This is a genomic window from Burkholderia latens (assembly GCF_902499045.1).
Classification (GTDB): Bacteria; Pseudomonadota; Gammaproteobacteria; order Burkholderiales; family Burkholderiaceae; genus Burkholderia; species Burkholderia latens.
In genome coordinates this window covers 143,451-167,428 of record NZ_CABVPL010000003.1, presented here as the reverse complement: position 1 = coordinate 167,428, position 23,978 = coordinate 143,451, and the positions used below count along the sequence as shown (strand labels likewise).

Sequence of the window (23,978 nt, the reverse complement as noted above, 5' to 3'; positions counted from 1 at the left end):
TCTCCAGCCACGCTAGATATCTTCCCGTCCCCATAGCGGTCACCTCCAGTCGCATTCTCGATTAGCATCAACACGCCAACGGCGTCGTCCGGATATATCAGGCTCTCCGGATTGCGGCGAAAAACGTACGCATGGCCACGTCAAACAAGGGGGCATGCGCACGTTTACGCGCGCCCTTGCGCCCGAAACTTCAGGTCGGCCGGCATTCCCAAAAAATTGCAGTCTTGCACTCAAACACGCGCTCGCCGCGTTGGTTGACCGCGTCATTCTCGTAGAACACGAGTCCCCATCCCGGTTTCGAATTCACGAGACGGGTCTTGGATACGCGCGCGCTATAGGACAGGATGTCGCCCGCATGAACTGGCTTGAGCCACTTCATATCCCAAATTCCCGGGGAAAGGCCGTACTGCGCCTGACGGCCGGTAGCAGAGAAGTTGGCATGGACCGTCTTGTTACGCCCGGTGACGTAGAGCTTCATCCACACCGACGTCACCAGCCAACCAGGTGCCGTTCGTCGCCCGGAAAGGTGATCCAATGACTCGCCTCGATCAACCCAGTGACATGGCAGTGAATCATAGACCTGCGCGAAGCTCTCGATTTCTTCCGCGGTGAACTGATGATGTCCGAGAATTGCAGACTCTCCCACAATGACATCGTCAAAGTAGCTCCGGTCCAAATGACGATCCCCTGCATCCATATTCGGCGACCCTGCTTCGGATTTGTCGGCGGCGTCGCGGGCCTCTTCGAATTGCAGGCGCGTTTGCAAGTCACTTGCACGCGGACCGAACGCGACCCAGGCGGTCTGATTCATTACCTCCTGGTCCGAGCCATTCAGAACATCGAACCTGTATTGAACAATCTCGGTGTCTGAATTCTCGGATTTGTACGCTTTCAGAATCGTTTTGCGCAATTGAAGTCGATCACCGGCACGCACCGGTTTGATCCATTTGACCATGTCGACATTCTGGATCGCCACGGGTTTGGACCCGAGCGGCAGACTTTCCGCAATCATTCGCGCCGCAAGCGAGCATGTGTGCAATCCCGACGCAATGAGACCGCCCATGATGCTCTCCTTCGCCGCCTCGGGATCGACATGCATCGGCTGAGGGTCGTATTCGCGCGCGAACCGGACGATGTCATCCAATTCGATCGACGCAGTAAGAGAACCGATCTTCATACTCGACGAAGGTCCGCCAAGAATTTCTCTTTCAGATTTCATTCCATTACCCCCGAATTGAAAAAATATAAATTGACGCCACGCCTGAACACAGCACTCGATTCGGACTACACCTACCCGCGCCCACAATCCAAAACATATCCCAATAAATTTCTTACAAATTCAACGCGTGACAATAGTTCACTTTTACGGTAACTATTACCAATTCGAGAGCAGGCAAACGGGAAATCCTACTTAACGCAACACCAACCGATAGCCCGGCATTGCCTTTTCATTCACAAAGCTAACAATATCAACACAGCCAAGGAGTATTTCCTTACCGCAATTCTTTAAGTTTATTTAGGATTTTCCCTACATCACGCGACACACAATCTGAACAAATGAAAATACTAGAAAATCGCCGAATCCTCCCCTTGACTCGATCGCGCCTCCCTTTGTTAAATTGAATATCGAACCGGCAGGGCCTAATGCGACTGGATCTCTATCGGTCTCAAACATGGTTGCAAGCATATCGACCGCAGTCCCGTCTATACCCGCTGTACCGTTGGATTTTTGTATCAACTCACAGGAATCGGCCGACATTTCCCGGAGATATAGATGTACATTCTAATAATCAGCAATGATTCCGCACTGGTAAAAGTGATTCAATTATTCACGGAACACACAAATTGCCAAGTACTACATGCACCAGACAACCACACGGCTCTTTCGATTCTTTCCAATTACGATATCAATCTAACAATAGCCGACTGGAATTCCGGCGACATCAATGGTCACGCGACACTCGGACTCTTACATTCAAAAATCGGCCACCGGATCCCCCTTATAATTCTCGCAACAAGATTTGATGAAATTCCCAAGACTCTCCTTTCTCGATCGCTGTCGATTGAATTTATAATTAAACCGGTGAGCGGCTACGATCTGGTCAAGCGCGTAAACGCGTGGCTCGGAAACTCCTTGAAATCCATGCATTTGGCTGAATTTGTTCGGATCGGAAATTATGTACTGGATATTCAACGAAGACAGGTCAGCCTGCGCGGGAAGGATATCTCTCTGACGAGCAAGGAATTCGATTTGCTGCTCTTCATGGCACTGAACGCGGGGAAGACGCTTTCACGTCAACTCATATCGGCCGCTGCGTGGGGCCGACCAACGGTCTCTACTTCGCGAACGCTCGATACGCATATGTATCGGCTGAGAAGAAAGCTCGGCCTCATGCCGGAGAATGGAGTCATTCTCCTGGCTGTGTACACCTCCGGATACCGGCTAGAAGCGTTTCGTGCGTATCCCGGGGGATTGATACCTGCCGAATCTACGACTTCCCCTGCTCCGCCTTGGTCGAATATTGATTGACTCAACAGTGCCCGTCGGCAACTGTGACGATAAGGACAAACGTATTATTTCGACTTTCTCCGAGCTCTTGCGGACGGCCACATCGTACTTCTTCCTTGACATCGGAGGTCATTTCGGTCTGCTACGCGATTGGACGTACCCGATTCCCCCTCGATGCCGTATGCGCCGGCCAGCCCTGCCACACCGAAGCCAGCGTGGCGATCCATGCGTGCGAATGAGATCCGAATCATTTCTCGTATCTTCGTGACAACTTGGTCCGCCAATACAGCCACGGTCGACAGCGAGCCTTGGTTGCCTGCGCGTCCATGCGCCGACACAGCCACGCACCATAGACTCTGCTCGCTCGCCCAAGCGCCGCAGGTCAACGCCATGCCTGACAGCTTGACGGGGTTAGTCGCAAATCGCCGCTCGACGTCCATCACCAAGGCGCCCGTCTCATTAATGAAAAAGCGGGAACAGTCGAAGTCAGACGCGACGATTACTACGTCGAACGGCCGATCGCCCTCGCCCCAGTCGACCAACCATGATTTGCATATAGGGTCCGGCGGCACGGCGGCATACACCTCGCCGAATACGAGTTCGAAATCCCCTCGTTCGATCAAACGAACGATCCTTCGCGAGCTAACTGATTCGATCCGTTCAATATCTCGGTCAAACGATAACAGACTCACGCGGCGATCGTCACTGCAAAGCATGATCGCAGTGTCAAGGTCCGCCGACGTGTGCCCGACAAACAGGACTCTCGTTTTCCCTCGAACACGCGCAAGCAGATCCCCCCTTGATCGGGGTCGGTGAAGCAAGGTGGGATGACCTTGATAAGGCCTGAAGACACCGGCCACCCGAGAACGACCGTATCCTGTACAGAAGACGACATCGTTCGCGAGGACAGGGGGTATCAATGCATTCGCAACACGGACCGCGTAGCGTCGGCAGCCGTGTACAGTCAGTGAATGAAATCGATGGGGAAGATGAATTACCTCGATACCGTTCTGAACCGCGATGAGACGGTAGTAATCGAAGCGATCAGCGATGTAGCGGTTCATCCATATTTGCGGCACGAGCGAATCGAGCACTGCATCGTATTCCTCGGATTGCAAGTAATCCAGGAAATCCGATGGGCGCCCTGCAACGACCGACAGCGCACCGACCGGTGTGTCACAAACTGAATCTTCGGCGGAGTCTGGGAGCTCCGCCTCGACTACGGGTGGGTCAACGATAAAGATGGTTGCAGCGACCTGCTGCCGGACGGCTGCGATGAACGTCGCGACAGCCGCCGCGCCGGCGCCGACTATTACGAGGCCTGCTCTGTAGATAGCCATACTTCTTCCGCCAATTCCGTGATTGTCGCCCCGCGGAACGGCACGCCGCTCGTAGCGGCGCTGGCGAACATGGTCGCACTTCGGAGGGTGCTGGACGTTCTCGACGATGGCGCTCGATCTCGATCGCCAGCACTTCAAATCGTCAATCTCGAAATGAACGAAATCGAGAATCGCTAGATCATCGCGACTCCACCAGAATGAATCTTCTCCGGAACAACGTGAACGCCTAGATCGCCGTATGCACCGACCGCTTCAAGTCGATACCCTCTCGTGTATACGGACTCCAGGCGAACGCCGTTTTCGGGGATCATGCCGTGCTTCTTGCGCAATCGATATATATGCGTATCCAACGTCCTGGAGTCGGCATTTTGGGTTCTTCCCCACACTGCCATGGATAATATCTGACGTGAAACTATCTTGCCCACGTTTCGAAAGAAGAATGCCATGAGCTCATACTCCTTAGGCATCAAATGGATCGCACCTCCGTGCAGCATTACACGCCTCTCCGAGGGCTTTAAAATAAAATCTCCAATTGTCATATCTCTTGCCGCCGCATCAGTGCGCCGTCCGGGCTGCAGCCATGCGTCGATTCTGGCTGCCAATTCTAAACCACTGAATGGTCTCAAGATGTAGTCGTCGATGACGCCACTTGGTTGACCCACGATTTCCATCTCGGCGACTTGATTGGAAAGACAGATGACCGGCACTCTTTTACCACTATAAGAACGGATAGTTTCAATCAGTTGGAGCCCTGCGGCGGCATAGGGTTGCCATTCCAGCACCAGCAGGTCGACCGGGTGACGCTTGGCGATCTCGACTCCACCTTCAGCCGAAGTCGCATGCAAAATGGTCAACTCCTCGCTGGCCATGAATTGCTGCATCAACTTGGCATGCGGCACGTCATTTTCGATGAGCAGGATATTCATGAGTCGCCTCACATTCAAAGCGTTATATAATTTCAAAATACAACCCCATCAATACGCAGCCCTCATCGCTTCCTTTTAATAACTTATATATAAAATATAAATTCCCGCACACTCCACAACAAGAAATTCCAGTAAAAATTACAGCCCCGTGGAGTCCCGCCCGCCCAGTGCCTCGACACTGGTGAATCGCTACGTTTTTTACTTAATTTAACAGATCCTTGCACAGATCAGTCAAGATGACCGAGGACATTTTCAATAAATTTGACATCCCCTACAAGAGAATCGGGATCGTTAGGAATTACCTTACATTCTCGCGAAGAATTTTAAGCAAAGTCCTACGCCATACGGAAATGTGCGAAGCCAACCGGAACAATTTTTTCGATAGAAGGCGCGCGGTCACGTCAAATTTTCATAAAGACATTCGCTTCCGGAGGCAGTCGGCTCTTGATCATCGGGAAGCGCGGCACGGCCCACTTGATCGAGCGCGATCGTCTCAACGTCATGCTTCACTCCCGCAGCATCAACGGATCGAAGGACACGAGCGCCACCGAGCGGTAAGCCAAGCCAGGGTGGGCGGCGTATCCGCTCGAGGTTAAAGAGACATGAGCTCAAGCCGACCAGGCTTTCGAACCTCGGCCCACTACCTCAATGCATCTGAAGCTGAACGACACTATTACGAGCCGACCTCGTCGCGAAGCAAACCCGGTCATGACAATTGTTGATACTGAAACTTCCAGCCTTGATTTAAAATTGAAAAGCAGATTTATTTGCTCCGCCCTTTTCAGCACGGCGTTACTCCGCGTCAGCGAGGACAAGCCGTCGCACCCGAAACGATAGCCGTCGCTGACGGACTACTTCAACAGCAGTGCAGTCCCCTTCGCAGTGGCATCGCTAGCGCGACATGAATCGCACTTTTTATATTGCAAAGTGTCTTGATGGAGATAAATGCGGGCCGAGTCTGCTCTCACGCATCTGTTCGTGACATGTTGTCGCTGAGCGCCGCGACATCGCTCGCTTGATTTGACAATGCTTGATGATCCTGAGGACCACCTGGGAGTCTTCTCGGTACACCAGATACTGGGCTGCAGCGTTATGGAGTGGTTCAGTTGCCGCATTAAGGGCAACGGGACGGACGATGCCCCATCCAACGGGATGGCAATCACCATAAAGCCGCTTCTGATGGCCTGACCGGCCGGCGCGGTCACCTGGTCTACTGTCGGCATATGACGCGAACAGCCCGATTCGTCGACAGATGGCATCGTCGTAATCCCCCAATCTGAAAAACCCGTCGCGATAGCTGGCGTTCTTTTGAGCGCTCTGAAGTCAGGGCGGCCGACGCACTGGCACCAGGATCGCCCGACCCGTAATCCAATTGACAGGAGAATCTCTATGACCATATTCAAGACTGCTACGATTTTGGTCGCGCTCGCAGCGACGGCATCGCTGGCTGGTTGTTTCACACCTCTCGGCTCAGCCGACGTCTACGGCGTCGATCAAGCACAACGTGAACAGACAGTGCGAATGGGCGTCGTAGAAAGCGTGCGGGCGGTCCGGATTGCGGGAGACAGTGGCGGTAGCGAACTCGGCACCCTCGGTGGCGGCGCACTTGGCGCGGTGGCCGGCAGCGCGATTGGCGGCGGTAGAGGGTCGGTTCTCACCGCGATTGCCGGAGGCCTCCTCGGTGCAGTCGCAGGCAATGCCGCCGGCCAGGGTATGAGCTCGGCAAGCGGCGTCGAGATTACCGTGCGTCTGGACAATGGCGAATTGCGGGCGATCACGCAGGCCGCAACGGGCGAAGTGTTTCGCGCGGGAGACCGTATTCGCATTCTGTCGAGCGGTGGCGTGACGCGGGTTACGCACTGACCATCAGCGTAAGAACCGTCATCCATAGCATGCAGCGTAAAGCGTGTCGGTCAGGAATATTAATTTTGATCAACAACGCAGTAGCTCGATGTTGGAGCGAGCGCTCAGTTGTCAGGCAGCCCACATCGAGCGTGCCGCCGTGATCGGCCATGGCCGGATCAGGTGAGGCTCGAACGATGCCATGAGCGCGGCACCTTTGAGGCAGGGTGTGATCGCGTCGACGGATCCCGCGACGCCTCGAAGGTTTGCCGTCGACTGCCCGCACTGTCGACTAGACCGCAATTCTCAGCGTGAGGAAAAGCAAAGCCGAATGTCGTGTTTTCCAGTAGCCGGCACTGCTATCAGTTGCCATGCAAAATCAAGAGGCACCCCGTGTATTAGCGGGCTCACTATCCCGCCAGATCGGTGAACCGCACCGATGATCGTGGAGGCCGGTTGGTTTAAGTTAAGGCAGGCACCTCAGGAGCATTTCTGCTGCTACCGGTAGTAGTTTGCCGCAGCTTCGGCGGATTGGATCTAGCCGAGCGGCTTCCATCAGCCGATGGTGAATGTACGGCCCCCCATCCCGGCGTTGCCAGTTCGACAGATTCCCGCGTCTTGCACGGAGCGCGCCGATGAATCAGTTCCGTCTTGTACAAATCGTTGATCGTTGCAGCAAGCGCGTTGTCGTTGCTGTCGCCACGGCTGTTGACACGCGGCGCGATACCCGTAGAGCAAAGCAAAGATGTCAATTCGCGATGTCGGTCCCGCACGGCGTTGACGTCAGAGTTACGACTTTATCGACATGTCGCTGAAATAGTGTCGTCACTTCATCTGTGCACTGATTGAAGTCGTCAATTCGCCTCATGCACTTTCAGTTGGCCCGGCCGGGCCGGGCCGGGCCACAATTGATATACGGTTCTCAGTATGCGATTCGCCCGGTCGCAACGTCCAGCGCTGTTCAGATCGCTCAGATCGAAAGCGACAGGAGCCGGGGCGACTTTATGGGCGGCGGTGGCTCGGCTGCGACCGACCGCTTGCGCGGCCAGAAGCAGTCTTCCGTCTGGTGTCCGCGAAGCTGTCGCTCTCATTTCAGTTAAACCACACGGCTCCCATCTGCGACCTTCCTCTCCATGCCCTTGCTGCGAATTCAAGAGGCTCAGCGAGCACGGCGGCTACGAAATCTGTGCCGCCCGCTTTGGGAGGACGACCGGCACGGCCATCATAGCGCGGACGAAGTACTTAGCCGGCCCAATGGCGATTTGGGCCTCTCGGTGCGGCGAGCGAACCACCGGATATTTGGCGCTTCTCGCAGACAGGACCTTCCGCCCGTTCGACCACCGTTACCTCACGAAATGCCGGATGCGGTCTAACTTCTCATTGATCTAATGTCGAACAAACTGCCAAAACAACCGCGTTGGCGTCCGTTTTCCCAAACTGCCAACGGCCGTTCAGGGTCGGCTGCAAGCTAGCGTGTCGGGCCGCATCCGGCCAACAAGCGTCATTCGATCTCATTGTCACGATCGTCAAAAATTAACGTTTCGGACCACGAATGCGATGTTGACTTTTATTGACAGCACTACATTGGATCTGCGGATACAGTTTGTCGAACACTGCCTCTATCGTAAAACAAAGCAAAGATGCCCATTCGAGACGCCTGTCCCGCCATTGCCAACGGACCGTACAGCACCATCCGAAGCGGTATCACCGATCTGCGGACCTATACCGACATGCCAGCCGGTGCCGACACGTATTTTTATGTCGTGACAGCGCAAACGATTGCGGATGAATCGGCGCACTCCAACGAAGTGAGAGTGGCCAGTGCGCAGCAGCTGCTTGCGCAGCTCACCTTCGATGAAGGCAGCGGCAACGCGGTCTTGCTCAACGGCTCGGGCGCGTATGCGGCCTTGCCCGACGATCTGCTGGCCGATGTGTCGGCCTTCACCATCGCCAGCTGGGTGTTCTGGAGCGGCTCGCAAACATGGGCACGCCTGTTCGACTTCGGCACGGGCTTCCACCGCTACATGATGTTCACGCCTCCCGGACGGTTGCGCAACGGCTGGGCCGGCATGCGCTTCGCCATGACGGCCAACGGCCCCGGTGACGGCCATACGGAACAGATCATCAACGCGCCCACCGAGCAGCCGAGCAAGCGATGGGGCATCTGGCCGTCCTGCTATCGGGTTCGACTGGCACGATGTACGTGGACGGCACGCCCGTCAGTACCAACACGGCGATGTTCCAGGCGCCGTTCCGCCTTGGCCGTACCACGCAGAACTGGCTGGGAAAATCGCAGTACAACGACGCAACGTTCCACGGCCTGATCGACGATTTCTGCATCTATCGCGGCGCGCTCAGCGCTGCGCAGACTGCGTCGCTCATGGCGAATTGATTACGCAGGACCGATGGCGGGCCCCGTGATGGACCCCTTCCCTTCTTTAAGGATTGCTCAGATGACCGTGTTTTCTCAACGATGGATTGCTGCTGCGGCGATGGCGTGTACGCTATGCGGATGTGGCGACGGATCCGACAGCACGACAAGCGTGACCAATGTGAGCGCCGCTGTAGCCACCAATCGTGGCCAGGTCGGCGGAAATGGCAGCGGCAGCAATCTGCCGGCGGGCAGTTGGACCAGCGTCAAGTGGGGCGGCGGCGGCTATGTCACCGGCTTGATCTACCACCCGAGCAACGCGAGCTTGCTGTACGCACGCACCGACGTCGGCGGAGCCTACCGGTGGAACGCGACCAACTCGACGTGGACGCCCATCACCGATGGCCTGGGCTTCGGCGCCGGCGAAGGCCGGTACCACGGCGTGGAGAGCCTCGCCCTCGACCCGAACAACGACCAGCTGGTCTACATGATGACCGGCGATACCGTGGGTCAGGATGCCCACGGCCGCATTTACATTTCCAGCGACCGCGGCAACACCTGGACGCACTACGACCTGCCGTTCGCGGTGGGTGGCAACGATAACGCCCGGGGCTACGGCGAGCGCCTGGCGGTCGACCCACAGAATCCGTCGACGCTGATGTTCGGCTCGCGCAAGGCCGGTATCTGGAAGAGCACAGACTCGGGCCACACGTGGAGCCAGGTCACGGGCTTCTCGAGCACCACGATAACCGGTGGGGGAACCCCGATCGGTGTCGAACAAATCATCTTCGATACCCCATTCAAGGGAACCGGGCAGCCGACGTGGATCATCTGGGCCACCGTCGCCTCCGACTATGCCCAGGCGGCAGGCTTGACGTCGACGCTGTACCGGTCCACCAACGGCGGCGCCACGTGGGCGCCGATCGCGGTCCCGTCCAACGTGAGCAATTACGACATCCCGCACGTCGCGAAGACGTCTGACGGCACCTTCTACATGACGTTCCGCGCGACGGCGCCTCAGGTTCAGGGCGGCAGCGGCCCGGGTTATCTCTACAAGTTCGGCGCCAGCAACAACAGCACCTGGACCCAACTCTTGAGCTCCACCAGCATGGGGATGGCCGGCCTCTCCGTCTACGGTGCCGGCTCGAGCGCCCGCATTGCGGTTGGCATGACAGGCTGGAGCGACACCAGCAAGCAAATTCAGATGTCCGATGACGGCGGCACCACCTGGCGCGAAGTCGAGGCCAACATGCCGCATACGTCCGACACCTGCCGCGGCTGGATCGAGAGCGTCACGATCGACCCGGCCAACCGTGACCACATCATGCATGTCCACGGCGGCGGCATCTGCGAAACCACGAACGCCTCCTCGACCACGCCGAGCTGGAGCCCCAAGGTCAACAACCTGGAAGAGACCGCCACGCTGTTCGCCGTCGCGCCTCCGGCCGGCGCGCAGTACAAGCTGATTAACGCCGCGGGCGACATCGGCGCGTGGGTGATCACGGACCTCGCGACGCGGCCGACGCGGGCGCCGATGCCCGGATGGAGCAGCGGCAATGCGGCCGACATGGCGTGGGCCGATCCGTCCTACATCGCCGTCACCGGCGTCGACAATGCCAACGGTTCCGCCGTCAAGGGCTTCTGGTCGGGCGACTCCGGCAATAGCTGGTCGCAGTTCCCGTCGATGCCTACCGGCGGCTCGACCAGTTCAAGCCAGGTGCAAAGCGTGGCAGTCACGTCCCGCAACAGCCTGGTCTGGGCGCCGCAAGACTCGGTGCCGTCGTACACCACGAACAATGGCGCGAGCTGGACGCAAACCAACCTGCCGGCGTTTACCGCCACCTGGAATGGCTTCTTCCGCGCTTATCGCCTGGCCGTGGACCGCAAGAACCCGAACAAGGTCTATGCCTTCGATTCAGGCGGCGCAAACTGGAGCTGGCAGCCTGGCAAGGTCTACGTCTCGGCCGACGCCGGCCACACGTTCACGCTGAGCCAGGGTTCGGTGAACGCGAACATGGCCTGGAACGCTTGGGGCGATACGTCGATGGCGGTTAACCCGAGCGCCGAGGGCGACATCTGGGTGGCCGACGGCAATGCCGTGTACCATTCGCTGGACTCGGGCGCGACCTGGACCAAGCTCACCGCATTTGCAACCGCCAACGGCACGCTGGGCGCGACGAATATTACGCTGGGCAAGGCGCAAACCGGCTCGCCTTACTCGGCCGCGGTCTACGTGGAAGGCACGATCAACGGCCAGTGGGGCATCTTCCGCTCCAACGATGGCGGCGCAACGTGGTCGCGCTTCAACGACGATGCGCACCAGTTCGGCGGCAACGCCGTGATGGTGGGCGACTGGAACACGTATGGCCGCATTTACGTGAATGGCGCCGCTCGCGGTCTGATCTTCAGCAACTGAGGTGGATCGACCGCTCTCCGTCCGGTTGCGGTTCGCAACCGGACGGAGAGCGTGGATGAAGTTGACGCTACGGCTCTGCTCGGACGCTTGCGATCACCGTTGCAGTCATCGCAGCCTCCGACTGTCGGCAGCTTACGTGGCCCGAAAGCGGACATTTCTTATATGGTCGCCTCCCATTTGCAAGGGCGCCAATCACTACACCGCGGCCACGCGTTCAAACTACCTCTGTGCCGTTTCCCGTGGAAATCGGCGGCTCAACAAACGTGACGATCGGTGGTCAATACGGCTTCCCGCCCCCGTAGCGTCAGATGTGCTGCCCATGCTGGAACTGGGCCTAACCACTCGCATGGGCGATCTTCTCTTGATCTGGGTGTTCGAACAGATGAGCCCCGTTGCAGCCGCACCCTTCACCTAAACGCATCTGATCTGGGCCGTGCTGCTGGGACAGCTGGTGTTCGATGAGAATCCCAAGTTGCTCGCTTTGTTCGGCATTAGCGTGATTGCTGCGAGTGGCCTCTTCATCCTGTACGCTCAACAGATCCGGCAGGCGTGTGGGATAAAACGCTGAATGGCCGCCGCACGTTGCGAGAACAATGGCCATAGGTTGAAAAACCAGATGCGGAAGCCGCGACGATCGAGGGCGACATACGTACGGCTCGACCAGCACTGTCGCGCCCAACCCCGTGAGCTCGCGACCACGGCCAGCCCCTGGAACGCGCGCGTGACCGCCAGCATCCACCCGCTTTCCGCGAACGCTCCGGCCAGCGCGGCACCGGCGTAGTCCGCCAGTCCGACCCGCAACATCGGACGGCGGCCGTAGCGATCGGCCGGGCTTCCCATCGGCAACTGCCCGATTGCCGAACGCGAGGGCGAACATCGTCAGGCTTGCGCTGGCCGACCCGAGCACGGCGGCGATCGCCGGCAGCGCCGGGAGGTAACGGTCGGTCGCGACCTGCTGTGCAGCCAGCAGGAAAGGCAGCAGCACTGCAAAGTTCAGGGAACGGCCGCGGATCATTCAGGCCTACTGCGGAGCAAATCTTTGACGATGCCAATCTATCGTCAGCCTCAGTACGCGATGGTTGCGGCGCGCCGCAGTTCGTCGGCGGTGGCCGTGCCGAAACCGAAGAACTCCAGGTAAGCGGGAATCATCTCGAACAGCATGTCCGTGCCGACCTGAACTTCGCAGCCCTTGTCGAGGGCGGCGCGCAGGAACGGCGTGTACTCCGACTTCATCACCACTTCGCCGACGAAGCAGTCGGGCGACAGGCGCGCCACGTCGAACGGCAGCGGGTCATCCTCCTTCATCCCCATCGGCGTTGCGTTGACCACGACTTCGAAGCCGTCCGGATCGTTCGAGCCGGTGCCTACTTTCACTTGCGGATAATTCTCACGCAGCCGCCGGGCCAACTCGTCAGCCGAGGCGGACCGCGTGTCGTACAACGCCAGTTCGGCCACGCCGGCTGCCGCAAACGAAGCGGCTATCGCCGAACCTACGCCGCCCGCTCCCGAGAGCAGAACACGCGCGCCTTCGAGCCGCCGTCCCTTGCGCAGCACGCCGCGCACGAAACCGGCGCCGTCGAACTGGTCGCCCAGCAGCGTGCCATCCGGTCGCTTGAGCACCGCGTTGCAGGCTCCGGCGATGCGCACGGCAGGCGTGACTTCATCGACCAGCCCGACCGTCGTCACCTTGTGCGGCATCGTGATCAGCCCGCCACGCAGGTTCGTGAAACGGAAGATCGACTCGAAGCTCTGCGCATAGTCCTCGGCCTTGACGCCCATCGGCACCACGACCGCATCGATGCCCTTCTGCTCGAACCACGGGTTGTAGATCATCGGCGACTTGAAGCTCTCGGTCGGGTAGCCGATATGCGCGATCAGGGTGGTCTTTCCGGAAATCATGGTCGTGGTGTTCTCTGAAGCGACAGTTGTGTTCAAGCGACCAGGGCCTGCTCGCGCAAGCGATCGTACTCGCTCTTGTCCACCGGTTGCGCGTCGCGTTGGCCCAGGTCGTTCATGTGGATGCGATAGGTCTCACGGGCGCTGAGCGCGGCGAGCGCGGCGATCACGGTGACGCCGAACGCGATCGCGCCGACGGTCAGCCAGATGTTGGCGGCACCGGGGGGCGCCACGGCCGTGAAGATCGCCGGCAGCATCGCGGTGATGGCCGTGCCGACGTTCTGTGCAATCGCCATCGCGGAAACGCGTGTGCGGGTCGGGAACAGTTCCGGGTAGAAGCTCGGGAACACGGCGTTGTAGCCCTGATAGAGCACGCCCCACATCAGCAACGACATCGCGAACGCCAGCGGCACGCTCCTGATGCTGATCGCGTAAAGGTATACGAACGCAAGCAGACCCGACAGCAGTGCGCCGACGACGATCGGCGGCTTGCGGCCGATTTTGTCGGACAGGTTGCCAACGTACGGGATCACGACCACCGCAACGATGTTGCCCACTACCGGAATCCACAGATAGACGTCCTTCGCGAAACCGATGCCGTAGGCCGGCTGTACCGCGTAGGCCGCACCGAAGATCGTGGCGACCACCGGGATCACGTTCATCAGCGCCATGCAAACCACGCGCAGCATGTTCGGCCAGCTGTACGTGAACGCGTCGACGACGGGCGAGCGAGCGCTTGTCTGGCGCCCCGCGCCTTCAGTGAACGCCGGCGTCTCGCTCACTTTGCGGCGGATGATCCAGCCCGCGATGATGACGATGAAGCTCATCAGGAACGGGATGCGCCAGCCCCAACTGTTGAACTGGTCGGACGGCATGTAGTGAGCGAGCGGCAGGAACACGGCTGCCGCCAGCACCTGCCCCGCTTGCACTCCTTGCAGCGTAAAGCTGGAATAGAAGCCGCGTCGGCCGAAAGGCGCGTGTTCGAGAATCATCGAGCTGGCGCCGGAGATTTCGCCGGCCACCGCGAAGCCCTGGATCAAGCGCAGGACCACCAGCAGGACCGGAGCAACCAGGCCGACCTGGCCGTAGGTGGGCAATAGGCCAACCCCGATCGTCGACAGACCCATCAGGAACATGCACCAGAGCAGCACAGTCTTGCGGCCGTGAGTGTCGCCGAGGTGGCCGAGCACAAATGCGCCGATCGGGCGGGCGACGTAGCCTACGCCATAGGTGGCGAGCGACGCGACGATGGCGGTGGTCGGGTTCCCCTTCGGGAAGAAGATCTGCGGAAAGATCAGCGCGGCTGCCGTCGCGTAGATGAAGAAGTCGTAGTACTCGAGCGCCGAACCGATCCAGCCGCTCGCTGCGGCCTTCTTCGACTGGTGTTTGCCATGTGGTTCGTGAGCCGCGGTGGCGGTCATGGTTGTCTCCGTTTGTCTGAACAGAAAGACGACTAGCGTTCGTCGTCCTACTTGTTTGAAGCGTAGCGGTGCAGGATCGGAGGTGACAAGGGAAAGTCCAAGATCGGCGGTCGATCATCGCTCTCTTGCGTTCGATGATCGAACGTTGCGAGGGTTTGTCCGAGGCGGCGATGGTGGTCGTTTCGGTTGGTGGTGTTGGTCGGTTTGGCGTTGGACGTCGGACGTTGGACACTTCAAGCGAGTCGCCAGCACCGTCTCGACGGGCCGATCAGAAATTGCCAGAGTAGTCCCCACCGCTTCGAGTAACGGGGGCTACTTTGACAACAGAAGCACCAAAGAGGATCGGCCGCAAAGGCGTCCCGAATCACCCGCTGGAATTCCGGCGCGAAATGGCCAGGCTTGCGTGCGAACCCGGTGTGTCGGTCGCGCGTTCGGCAATGGCGCACGGGCTGAACGCCAATCTGGTATTCAAATGGCGCGGTTCGTTTCGAGCCGGCGAATACGATCCAGTGGGCTTAGTTCCCGTGAAGGCCGACGTGCCGACTACCGAGATTGCACCGTTGGCGCCGATGTCAAGTACCACCCTGAGTTACAGGAGAAACTCCAGTTCCTTCCCAGCGATTCGCATGCATTCCTGCTTTCGCACGGAAGTATGCTGCCATTACTGGATATTTTTGGATGGATTTTTATCCGAAACTCCCGAGCGTAGTTGTGACAATTGTTTGATTGTGTCATCGCTTAACCGTCTATAACCTTCCTCTTGCCCCACGTTCGATACACGTCAACAGATCTCCCGCGCAAAGCCGGAAGTATTTTTCGGTATTCCGGCGATTTCGTAGAGTGGCCACGCAATGCGGCGTTCGAGTGTCGGTGCTTGAATTGACGAAGATGTGGAAAAGACAGTCGTATCGTGATGTATCACTGCGTCGGCGAATTGCGTCTTGGCGAAAGTAATGGACCGCGGATTGAAGCCGTTACGCAGCCTAACCGTAAACTCGAAAAGGTGATCTCATATGCGAAAAATTGCCATTGTAGGTGCGGGACAAGCGGGGCTGTCACTGGCTTTTGGTTTGTTGGACCGGGGCTACAGCGTCACAGTAGTATGCGACCGTACGCCGGATGAAATCCGCACCGGTCGTGTCATGTCCAGTCAGTGCATGTTTGCCCCGGCTCGCGAGATCGAGCGTGGTCTGGGTCTGAATCAGTGGGACGGCGACTGCCCACCCGTAGAGGGCGTCGAAATCGCGATGCAGCATCCTCAGGACAACGGCGCCGATATTTTCAGATGGCAGGCTTGCCTGGACAGTCCCGCCCAAGCGGTCGATCAACGGATCAAAATGTCTTCTTGGCTGAGGGATATTGAGTCCCGCGGCGCGCACTTACTCTTCAAAAAAGTGGGTGTCGCCGAACTCGAAGCGCTTGCAAGTACTCATGACCTGACTATCTTGGCTGCTGGCAAGGACGAGGTGGTTAAGCTGTTCGAACGCGACGCATCGCGGTCTGTATTTGACCGACCGCAGCGCTCCTTGGCCATAACCTACGTCCACGGTGTGAAACCGTTTCCGGGTTATTCGAGCATGAACGTCGCCCTCATACCAGGTATTGGGGAATATTTCTTATTTCCGGCCCTTACGCTCAGTGGTGCTTGCCACATCATGGCCTTCGAGTGTATCCCCAACGGTCCACTTGATCCGTGGGAGAACGTTCGAACGCCCGAAGAACATCTGGCGGCGAGCAAGCATTTGGTGAAAACATACGCACCGTTAGAAGCGGCACACATCGAAAATGTCGAGTTAACCGACAGCAAGGGTGTCCTGGCCGGCAGGTTCGCTCCAACCGTACGTCGTCCTGTCATCAATCTGCCATCCGGCCGCCTGGTGTTCGGGCTGGGCGACGCGGTGGTCATCAATGATCCCCTCACAGGACAGGGTGCAAACAACGCAACAAAGGCGTCCAAGGTTTATCTCGACGAGATCGTCGCTCGCGGTGAACTGCCTTATAGCCTCGAATGGATGAACGCGACGTTTGAGAAATTCTGGGACTATGCTCAATGGACAGTGCGGTGGACGAATTCGCTGCTGCTGCCGCCATCCCAAGAAATCCTCAATCTTCTGCAATCCGCAGCTCACTGTCCGGCAATTGCAAGTGCAATTGTCAATGGTTTCAATCATCCACCTAGCGTATTTCCGTGGTGGTCGGATCCGAAGGCATGCGAGCGTTTCATCGCAAGCCATCAGATGCATTGACCTTTGCATGACCAACTGTCGGTAGTCTGCCCTGAACCGAGCTTCCCCTGAAATTCGCCTTCCATGAGGTCGTGTATAAACTCGCCGGAAAGGAAGGGAATCAGGCATGTTCAAGGTACCGAAAACAGTGCGCCGGACGCGGGATGCCACGATCGATCGGACGACTCGGTGCCGGCGCTTGCACGATGCGATCGCAGCACGTGCAGGCCAGCTTCGGGCGACGGTGACGGGTCACGCGGAAGTGCGCCCGCAGGTATTCGAGTTGCCTAGCGATGTCGTTGGGCAGTTTACGACTGCCCGTCGTCATGGCGGCATCGGCTAACAATGGCTTACAAGGCACTGCGTGGCGCGCGGCTTCGACCGGCTACCGCCGATCGAAACTTCGGAGCAGGAGCGACAGTTAGGTGGTGGTCCGCGCGACCACGCCGGCATCAGAGCGCGGCCACGCGAAACGCCCTTTCTCAAAACGCTTGGAGAGCAGGCAGAGACAGCCGTCGCACCACCACAAGCACTTCAGCAAGTCATAGCGCTTGCCGCGGAACCCGAACACGTGTCCAGAGAACCAATCTTTCCAGGACTGTCTGTACTTTCGCGGCAAACGAGTTGAAGCCGGAACGCATGTGCGTGGCGCCCGCCGCAATCCAAATTCGCGTGTTGGGAGGGATCATGTCCGGCAGTCTCGCAGCAACCGATTGGCGAACTCCTGCGACACGCCGCAGATGCGGACACTCCGTTTGGCGGTCTCAATCTCGATCTCACAGCTCAACGGCATCGTCGGCCTCGGCGACACATCCGGGCTTTGCGGCACAGCGTCGTTGCTGACGTCTTTCGCAGGCAGATCGATCACATCAACAGGCAGCAAAGCGGCCTCTGCTACCCACGTGACACGTTGCGCTTCCTGTAAGCCACTCCGCCACTGCGATTCTGCTGAATGAGGAAAATACCGGGTTACTGCCCGGGGGTTTGACTCCGCCCTGACGGGTTCGGCAATGCTCTACCCGCATGCATCGCCCGCAATCTGCGGATCGCGTTCGGACACACCGTCTGCCGAGTAGCAGGCCAATACGCATCACACAGGTGCGGCAGGCAAACCGCACGTCATATTTCGCCGCCTCTCGGCGCATCCACGCTTCCTCCGGCGACACGTAGATCGCCGCCGTGCCGAGCGACGTACGGCTGATTGGCCGCCGCACCACCTCGAGCGCGACGCCGCAGGCCAGCATCTGCGTGCCGACCGTGTGCCGAAACGCGTGGGGAAACGTGCTGGCCGGCTTTCGTCGCTCGACGTTAGTCAGATCCTGCGTCGTCTGGAGCAAATGCGCAATCGCTCGCTGCGTGAGTCCACGCGCACCACGTATAGAGTAGCCCGCCATCGCCGGTACGGCCGTCGGTTCGCCATGCCAGCGGATTCGTCGAATTTCTCACGGGCGCGCGACGTCGGCGGGATCACCGGCGGCGCGACCTGCGGCAAGCCAAGCGGCAGGTGCGCGGCCGCCGCATAGAGATCCTGCTCGCGATCTCGCCAGTGCTGGAGGATCGCGTCGACACACGCGTCGCCGAGCGGCACCAGCGCTGCTTATTACCTTGCCTCACTGTTTGGCAAATTGATGTTGCGCGCCGGGAACAGAGAAAACCAAGTTTCGCTGAGTGGCTAATGGCGCAGACCGTTCAACCGACAGCCTCGGGCGAGCCGCCAACGTGAGCCGCCGTCGCAACCTCATCAGGAACATGCACGAGTTCATCTCGCGGACAGCAGGAAGCGCTAGATGATCAGCGACAGCCAGCATCGAACCGGAACATGGCACCGTTTGACACACCCCCCGGATTCCCGAGGTGCAAGTCCTTCGATCATTCCGGTGCTCGTTCGCTGCTCCTGGTCGCGTCGGATGATCGCAGTCCGGCGGCCGAAGCGGTTCGCCGGTCGGCATAGTAGTTCCACATCAAGACAAGCCCACCTATCACGGCGCCGGCCAACGCGCAGCCAGCCATTGCTGCACGGCCTTCATCCCACATCCAGCCAAATGTGCAGCCTCCAAATGCGGCGATAGCGACCACATGCCAGGGAATTTCGGACAATCCCATCGTCTTCTAGCAGCTTCGTTCAGCGGACCGGTCCACGAGCGCGGCCTTCATCAAGCGGCCCGACCCTGAGTACCTGGCCAGGCTGTATCACCGAGTTCGAAGATAGACTGTTCCAGCTCATCAGGTCTTTCGGTTGTTGGCCAAACGCCGTCGCGATATGCACGACCGTGTCTCCAAAATTGACACGGTAATATCCAGCCGTCACACCGGATGACACGGCGTCCGCTTTCCCGCGACGACCATAGGAGCTGCGCCCATGTCCCGATACATCACCAGCAAATGCCGCGATAGGGTCTCCAGATTCGACTTTGTGAGAGCCTGCGGGGCGCACTGCATATTTTGACGCATCCTCGGATACGTTACGGTGCGCACGTTGACGATGCTTGACGGTGCCTTGGGGGACGGATGACGCAGAATCCTTATCCAGTTGATTCAGTTGGTCCACCGTTAGCACTTGTATGGGTTGGGCCGATTGCACGGGTGTTCCGAATACGGCACAGGCGAGAGCGACGCAGTAGCCGGCCACGGTGATTCTTCTATTCATTGCACTTCCGTTCATTTTTACGAAATATCGCCTACGCAGTGGATGCTGCAACACGAATACTGCGATGTGGCGCAAAACCGGCAACCCGTCCGGATCTACCGCCCCCAAAACAGAGGCTCGAAAGCACTGCCACCACCCTGAGGACCGGAACTTTGCAACCTCATTATTTTGGCGTGTGATCAAGTGTGCAAATCAAGAATTGTCAGGCTGCTTGTCCGCGCGTAGCTACGACTTCGGCCTCGGATCGATTCAAAGCGGTCTCGGTCGTCGTATGTGCGGCGCTTCGGTGAAAAATCGTCTTGTCCGGGCAGCGGCGCCGGCGAACAGCGTATCGTGCGCTGCCGCGGATACCCGTTTCGCTTCGCCGCACGGGCGATCGCCTGCAACACTCGCAGAGGGGTGCTGCGTCCTGGGTCGACAGGTGGTCGTTGCCGTCCCAAGTGCCGCGACGAGAAAGTCGAGCTGGACGGGTCCGGGCACCAATACCGATCCAGCGAGGACTACTGCGCAATTCCCGCAACCGTCGGTCGATCGGGAATCGAGTACTTCGTGCTGTTCGCGTGTTACGGCGTCACTGCGGTCGCTGCCACGGATTCTTTGATGTGCAATAGCGCCGATCATGGTTTGCCCGTTTCGGGCGGTCTGGTGTGAGCGCCAGATGTACACGGGTTTGAGTCGGCGCCCTTACGGATGAGGATTGACCCGCTTCCGGTTCAACACACGGCAGCAGAATCCAAGTTGAAGGAATTCGCGAAGTAAAGTTCGAACTTGAGCGCGCCGCGCGATGAAACCCTCCGCGCGGCGCATCAGGTACTGTCTTATTGGACGTGGAGTTCGACGCGGCGATCCTTCGCGTCCGGCGTTGCCCCGCCAATTTCGGCCGGTTTGTCGAGGCTGATGCGCGATGCATCGATGCCCGCTGCCAGAAGGCTCGCTTTAACCGACTCGGCTCGCTTCTTTGCCAACTCGGCATTCAGCTTCGGATCGCCACTCGTGTCCGTGAACCCGGAGACACTGACTTTCGAAGAAGGATTGTCCTTCATATATGCCAGCACGTCTTTGGCCTTGTCCGTGAAGTCCGGCGACAGGTCTGCCTTGGCGTAGTCGAAATACACCTTGAGCGACGGTTTGCCTTCCATCATCGCTGCAATGATGCCCGCGCCCTTCGGAATCGCGTCCGCCACCGCGCTCGCGGCATCTTGCACGGCCGCCGTCGCCCCATTTGGTGTCGACGCCGCAGTCGGTGTCGACGCCGCAGCCGGAGTCGACGCCGCAGCCTGCGGCGACTGAGCCTCATCCGGCGTCGACTTTTTGCAAAAACCGAGCAAGAGCAGCGCGAGCAAAGCGAGTAACAGCAGGAGAAGCCACAACCACTTCAGCTTGTGCTTGGCAGCGTCGCGCTCAGCGATCAAGACGCCCTTTTTCGCGCCAGCTTCCATCGTGTGGATTTCGTCCCGCACGTGGGCTCCGATCGCGCCGAGCCCCAATGCGCCAAGAAGTTTTTCGGAGAGACGACCTTCCAGATGCATCGATTGTGCCTTCAGCACGGCATGGAGGCCGGAAGCCTCCAGCGGCCCCGCTGCCGTGACGGCTTGCTTGACCGCTGCCAATACAAACGGCGTCACCATCTCGACGAGGAGCATCGCATGTTTCGCCGCCAGCCCGCACACGCCGGCGAGCGCATCACCGAAATCGTGGACCTTGTTGCCGAACAGCATCTCGAGGCTCGATTTTCCGGCATGGATCAGACTGTAAGTCGCATCGCTGCCCGTGAACATACCGGACATATCTCTGGTGAGCAGGTCCGGTTCAATGTAATGAGTACGCAAAACGCGCAACAACGAATCCGTTCCAGCCGACGTTTTATCGTGACGAACCAGGGCGCCCAGCACGTTCTTTAGCGCAACCTCCAGGCCATGAATTACCGAGGCGCGACTTTCGTTCAGAAAGGCAGGCGCCTGCAGCGCGACAGGCTCTGCAAGCAATGCTTCCAGTGATTGAATGATGTTTACTTTTTCCATATAGACTCCTAACGGGTTGATGGATTTTTTCGTGAACCGTCTCTACATTCGGCGGCACACGGCGAAGCCATTCATCGAAACAAAGAGATCGAGGTACGGAGGAGATGCAGACTGCCGGCGCTCCGGCTGAAGGGGGTATCGGAAGTCGATGCGTGGCTGAATTGCCTTGGCCAGCGGCACCATTTCGAAGTGGAGGCGATCAAAAATATACGCAATCTGTACGCGCCCCCGCGACGGCCCTAAGCGGCCGCGGAGCACATCTTGCACTGCGAAAAGAGACTTCCCCCATTCGACCACCCGCGTTCCCCATCGCTAAGGCCAACCGCCACGGCAGGCCACAGTGTGCTTGAGTGAATGCTATGCGGTTCGGGCGTGGCGCTCCATCAACAATCGTCAAGTCTATCGAACGCGTCGCTATCGATGTATTCACATAGCACTCGTGCTTCTACCATCGCGCGCAAAGACAATCGACGGAAGGTTTCTACCGCGCCCCCCACGATGTTCTTCTACTTGCCGCGCACAATGAATCTTCGATAGCGTCGGCGCACGCGCACTGGCGCATCCCAGGCACAGCCCACGGCGTCGGGATGCGTTAGTGATGGTGTTGGATCTCCGGGCTCACGCGCGCCGGATGCCGGTAGCCCCAGGCGGCTTCGACGAGCAGCTTTCTCGCGTGGCTGTTTGTTGCCGTTCTTTGTGATGCTGCTTTAACTCGCCTGGCGCCCCGGTGAGCGTTCGTATCGCGTGAGGGCCAGTCAAACCATCGGTTGACCCGGATGGACGAAGCGGCACTGATCTCCGAGCTCAGCGAGCATCCCCATCGTCGTGGCGAACTGCACGCAGCGCGTGATCTCGAGCACCAGCACGACCGGATGGAGCCTCCAGTTGGCCGTCACCGCCACTCACACGCGAGCGGTATGCGCATGACTTTGCACTATCGGTCGATCGAATCAGTACTGAAGCCCACCGCTCTATACCAATCGACAGAAACCGCCATCGAGTTCGCAGATCGCGAGTCATCGCAACGTCGCTCATATTGACCGTCGGCGCTACCATGTCCACCCGCGAGAGCTTCCGGATCATGACAATTGTTGATACATAAGAATCGAGCGTACTTTTAAACTTCACACGCTGAACCGTTTGCCCTTTGCTTTCCACGGCTCGGCGCGACATCGTTCGATGCCAGCGAGAATCGATCTCCATATCGACGGATTTTGGTGATGAATTTATCCGAAGCGCAGTACTGTCTCGGCTGCAGCGCTACGCTCTGCTCGCCGTGAAGTGCGTCACGTGACATATCGCACCCGAGAGGCTCGCCGGACCGCAGAGTCATGCATTCGAAGACGCTTGCCCACAGGAGCCAGGATCGTGCGGAACGTCCCCGTGACGCACCGGCCGCACGAACTCAATAGTCAAGAAGCTGCGAGTATCCCGCGCACGCCTGAATTCGAATAATCATCAAACTTGTATGAATCGAACCAACCGTTACCGGGCGTACGTCGCCCTTGTTATCGCTACGTCCTTCATGCCGCTCGCGAACGTATCGGCTCAGACAGCGGATACCACCCAGGAAGCCGCTGCACAACGCACCGCGATTTCATCGGCTGCGCCGGCCAGTGATGCACCGATCGGCGATGCGCAAGAAGTGCAACAACTGCTGGGTGGCAACGCGCTCGAGACGCTGCGCAGTACGTCGAATGGAAGTTCCAGTTCGCGGCTCGTGGTCGATACTCGGGCAGGCAACTACTACGCGGTATTGCTTCAGCAGGGCAACGTCTGGCGCGTCGTCAAGACAAGCGACGAAGGGCGCGCGGTTGCGGCTTATCGCACGTTCGCCAAGCTGACCGAGCGGCTCTCCTCTGCAGAAGTTCGTTCAGCACGGCTCGAGGTCGACAAGTCGAAGACCGAGCAGCGACTGGCCGTGATGGAACAGCGTGCAAACCAACTCGAAGCTGACCTCAATACGGCTCATGAGCAGGCCGCTATCGTCGATAGTCGCGAGCGGGAAGCTCGAACCCATGTCGCGGAATTGAAAGCGCAGCGCGATGCGACAGCGACAAAGCTCGTGCAGACCCAAAACCAGGTGGCCGCGCTGCAACGGCAGGTATACGCAGGAGTGCCCGACGAACATGCGGCTCACCGCGCGAGGCACAAAGGCGGACACCGGTTGCAATGCAGGCACTCGGAAAATCACGACGGAAACCACTGCGGGTAACTGTCTGCGGCCGATGAAACAGATTCTCGCACGGTCGTCGGCATCACCAGCGCTCGACACGAGCGTACGACCATTCGACGTACGCTGGCGTGCATGTGCGCCACCGGGTGTGCAACGTAAAACGACGTGTCAAGTATCAGTAATCGGCA

Annotated in this window: 15 protein-coding genes and 4 pseudogenes; 7 read left to right on the top strand and 12 right to left on the bottom strand. The window is 58.6% G+C overall.

Annotation, left to right across the window (positions count from 1 at the left end; all coding sequences use genetic code 11):
* Window positions 1-190: 190 nt before the first annotated feature.
* Window positions 191-1,141 (bottom strand): annotated as a pseudogene (locus tag BSE24067_RS03375) (MaoC/PaaZ C-terminal domain-containing protein); the annotation flags it as partial.
* Window positions 1,142-1,774: 633 nt separating this feature from the next.
* Here BSE24067_RS03375 and BSE24067_RS03370 point away from each other — a divergent pair.
* Window positions 1,775-2,530, top strand: a complete 756-nt coding sequence (locus BSE24067_RS03370) for a response regulator transcription factor (RefSeq protein WP_151062315.1) — start codon at window positions 1,775-1,777, stop codon at window positions 2,528-2,530.
* 44 nt (window positions 2,531-2,574) lie between these two features.
* On the opposite strand, the gene BSE24067_RS03365 is transcribed toward BSE24067_RS03370, so the two are convergent.
* Window positions 2,575-3,849 (bottom strand): FAD/NAD(P)-binding protein, encoded by a 1,275-nt coding sequence (locus tag BSE24067_RS03365; RefSeq protein WP_151062316.1) that lies wholly within the window; start codon window positions 3,847-3,849, stop codon window positions 2,575-2,577.
* A gap of 173 nt (window positions 3,850-4,022) precedes the next feature.
* Window positions 4,023-4,775 carry a response regulator transcription factor gene (locus BSE24067_RS03360; protein ID WP_151062317.1) on the bottom strand — a complete coding sequence of 251 codons (753 nt, stop codon included), beginning with the start codon at window positions 4,773-4,775 and terminating at the stop codon, window positions 4,023-4,025.
* A gap of 1,389 nt (window positions 4,776-6,164) precedes the next feature.
* Here BSE24067_RS03360 and BSE24067_RS03355 point away from each other — a divergent pair.
* Entirely contained in the window at window positions 6,165-6,638 is a 474-nt protein-coding gene (locus tag BSE24067_RS03355) for an outer membrane lipoprotein (RefSeq protein ID WP_151062318.1), read from the top strand.
* A gap of 440 nt (window positions 6,639-7,078) precedes the next feature.
* On the opposite strand, the pseudogene BSE24067_RS03350 reads toward BSE24067_RS03355, so the two are convergent.
* A pseudogene (locus BSE24067_RS03350) lies at window positions 7,079-7,357 on the bottom strand (IS3 family transposase); the annotation flags it as partial.
* Window positions 7,358-8,772: 1,415 nt separating this feature from the next.
* On the opposite strand from BSE24067_RS03350, the gene BSE24067_RS32305 reads away from it, so the two are divergent.
* A complete protein-coding gene (locus tag BSE24067_RS32305; RefSeq protein ID WP_367647123.1) occupies window positions 8,773-9,009 on the top strand; it encodes a LamG domain-containing protein in 237 nt (78 codons plus the stop codon).
* A 61-nt stretch (window positions 9,010-9,070) separates the two neighbouring features.
* The gene (locus BSE24067_RS03340; protein WP_244130454.1) at window positions 9,071-11,404 is read left to right on the top strand and encodes a sialidase family protein; all 2,334 of its coding nucleotides are present in this window, start codon (window positions 9,071-9,073) and stop codon (window positions 11,402-11,404) included.
* A 334-nt stretch (window positions 11,405-11,738) separates the two neighbouring features.
* Here BSE24067_RS03340 and BSE24067_RS03335 read toward each other — a convergent pair whose 3' ends face one another.
* The 4 genes and pseudogenes from BSE24067_RS03335 to BSE24067_RS03320 form a co-directional block, all read right to left on the bottom strand.
* On the bottom strand, window positions 11,739-12,005 hold the full coding sequence (locus BSE24067_RS03335; protein WP_170297382.1) for a hypothetical protein: 267 nt from the start codon (window positions 12,003-12,005) through the stop codon (window positions 11,739-11,741).
* An 89-nt stretch (window positions 12,006-12,094) separates the two neighbouring features.
* A pseudogene (locus BSE24067_RS03330) lies at window positions 12,095-12,419 on the bottom strand (MFS transporter); the annotation flags it as partial.
* 50 nt (window positions 12,420-12,469) lie between these two features.
* Window positions 12,470-13,303 (bottom strand): shikimate dehydrogenase family protein, encoded by an 834-nt coding sequence (locus BSE24067_RS03325; RefSeq protein ID WP_151062496.1) that lies wholly within the window; start codon window positions 13,301-13,303, stop codon window positions 12,470-12,472.
* A 32-nt stretch (window positions 13,304-13,335) separates the two neighbouring features.
* A complete protein-coding gene (locus BSE24067_RS03320) occupies window positions 13,336-14,721 on the bottom strand; it encodes an MFS transporter (protein ID WP_151062319.1) in 1,386 nt (461 codons plus the stop codon).
* A 317-nt stretch (window positions 14,722-15,038) separates the two neighbouring features.
* On the opposite strand from BSE24067_RS03320, the gene BSE24067_RS33060 reads away from it, so the two are divergent.
* Both BSE24067_RS33060 and BSE24067_RS03310 read left to right on the top strand, forming a co-directional pair.
* Window positions 15,039-15,473 carry a transposase gene (locus BSE24067_RS33060; protein WP_151062320.1) on the top strand — a complete coding sequence of 145 codons (435 nt, stop codon included), beginning with the start codon at window positions 15,039-15,041 and terminating at the stop codon, window positions 15,471-15,473.
* Between the two features lie 261 nt (window positions 15,474-15,734).
* Window positions 15,735-16,967, top strand: coding sequence for a styrene monooxygenase/indole monooxygenase family protein (locus tag BSE24067_RS03310; protein WP_151062321.1), 1,233 nt, complete (start codon window positions 15,735-15,737; stop codon window positions 16,965-16,967).
* 130 nt (window positions 16,968-17,097) lie between these two features.
* Here the strand turns inward: BSE24067_RS03310 and BSE24067_RS03305 are convergent.
* From BSE24067_RS03305 to BSE24067_RS03285, 4 genes and pseudogenes are all read right to left on the bottom strand, one after another.
* Window positions 17,098-17,259: pseudogene (locus BSE24067_RS03305) on the bottom strand (IS66 family transposase zinc-finger binding domain-containing protein); the annotation flags it as partial.
* Window positions 17,260-17,367: 108 nt separating this feature from the next.
* Window positions 17,368-17,565, bottom strand: a complete 198-nt coding sequence (gene tnpB, locus BSE24067_RS32900; RefSeq protein WP_420883517.1) for an IS66 family insertion sequence element accessory protein TnpB — start codon at window positions 17,563-17,565, stop codon at window positions 17,368-17,370.
* A gap of 693 nt (window positions 17,566-18,258) precedes the next feature.
* Complete coding sequence (locus BSE24067_RS03295) at window positions 18,259-18,534, bottom strand: hypothetical protein (protein WP_151062322.1); 276 nt, start codon at window positions 18,532-18,534, stop codon at window positions 18,259-18,261.
* Window positions 18,535-20,411: 1,877 nt separating this feature from the next.
* Window positions 20,412-21,614 carry an OmpA family protein gene (locus tag BSE24067_RS03285; RefSeq protein WP_151062323.1) on the bottom strand — a complete coding sequence of 401 codons (1,203 nt, stop codon included), beginning with the start codon at window positions 21,612-21,614 and terminating at the stop codon, window positions 20,412-20,414.
* Window positions 21,615-23,082: 1,468 nt separating this feature from the next.
* On the opposite strand from BSE24067_RS03285, the gene BSE24067_RS03280 reads away from it, so the two are divergent.
* The gene (locus BSE24067_RS03280; protein ID WP_151062324.1) at window positions 23,083-23,829 is read left to right on the top strand and encodes a DUF2968 domain-containing protein; all 747 of its coding nucleotides are present in this window, start codon (window positions 23,083-23,085) and stop codon (window positions 23,827-23,829) included.
* Window positions 23,830-23,978: the final 149 nt, after the last annotated feature.

Coding starts and splice junctions, on each gene's coding strand:
- BSE24067_RS03310 (WP_151062321.1), top strand. CDS start 15,735: ATGCGAAAAATTGCCATTGTAGGTGCGGGACAAGCGGGGCTGTCACTG.
- BSE24067_RS03280 (WP_151062324.1), top strand. CDS start 23,083: ATGAATCGAACCAACCGTTACCGGGCGTACGTCGCCCTTGTTATCGCT.
- BSE24067_RS03365 (WP_151062316.1), bottom strand. CDS start 3,849: ATGGCTATCTACAGAGCAGGCCTCGTAATAGTCGGCGCCGGCGCGGCG.
- BSE24067_RS32305 (WP_367647123.1), top strand. CDS start 8,773: ATGGGGCATCTGGCCGTCCTGCTATCGGGTTCGACTGGCACGATGTAC.
- BSE24067_RS03360 (WP_151062317.1), bottom strand. CDS start 4,775: ATGAATATCCTGCTCATCGAAAATGACGTGCCGCATGCCAAGTTGATG.
- BSE24067_RS03325 (WP_151062496.1), bottom strand. CDS start 13,303: ATGATTTCCGGAAAGACCACCCTGATCGCGCATATCGGCTACCCGACC.
- BSE24067_RS03370 (WP_151062315.1), top strand. CDS start 1,775: ATGTACATTCTAATAATCAGCAATGATTCCGCACTGGTAAAAGTGATT.
- BSE24067_RS03285 (WP_151062323.1), bottom strand. CDS start 21,614: ATGGAAAAAGTAAACATCATTCAATCACTGGAAGCATTGCTTGCAGAG.
- BSE24067_RS03335 (WP_170297382.1), bottom strand. CDS start 12,005: ATGGCCATTGTTCTCGCAACGTGCGGCGGCCATTCAGCGTTTTATCCC.
- BSE24067_RS03355 (WP_151062318.1), top strand. CDS start 6,165: ATGACCATATTCAAGACTGCTACGATTTTGGTCGCGCTCGCAGCGACG.
- BSE24067_RS03320 (WP_151062319.1), bottom strand. CDS start 14,721: ATGACCGCCACCGCGGCTCACGAACCACATGGCAAACACCAGTCGAAG.
- BSE24067_RS03340 (WP_244130454.1), top strand. CDS start 9,071: ATGACCGTGTTTTCTCAACGATGGATTGCTGCTGCGGCGATGGCGTGT.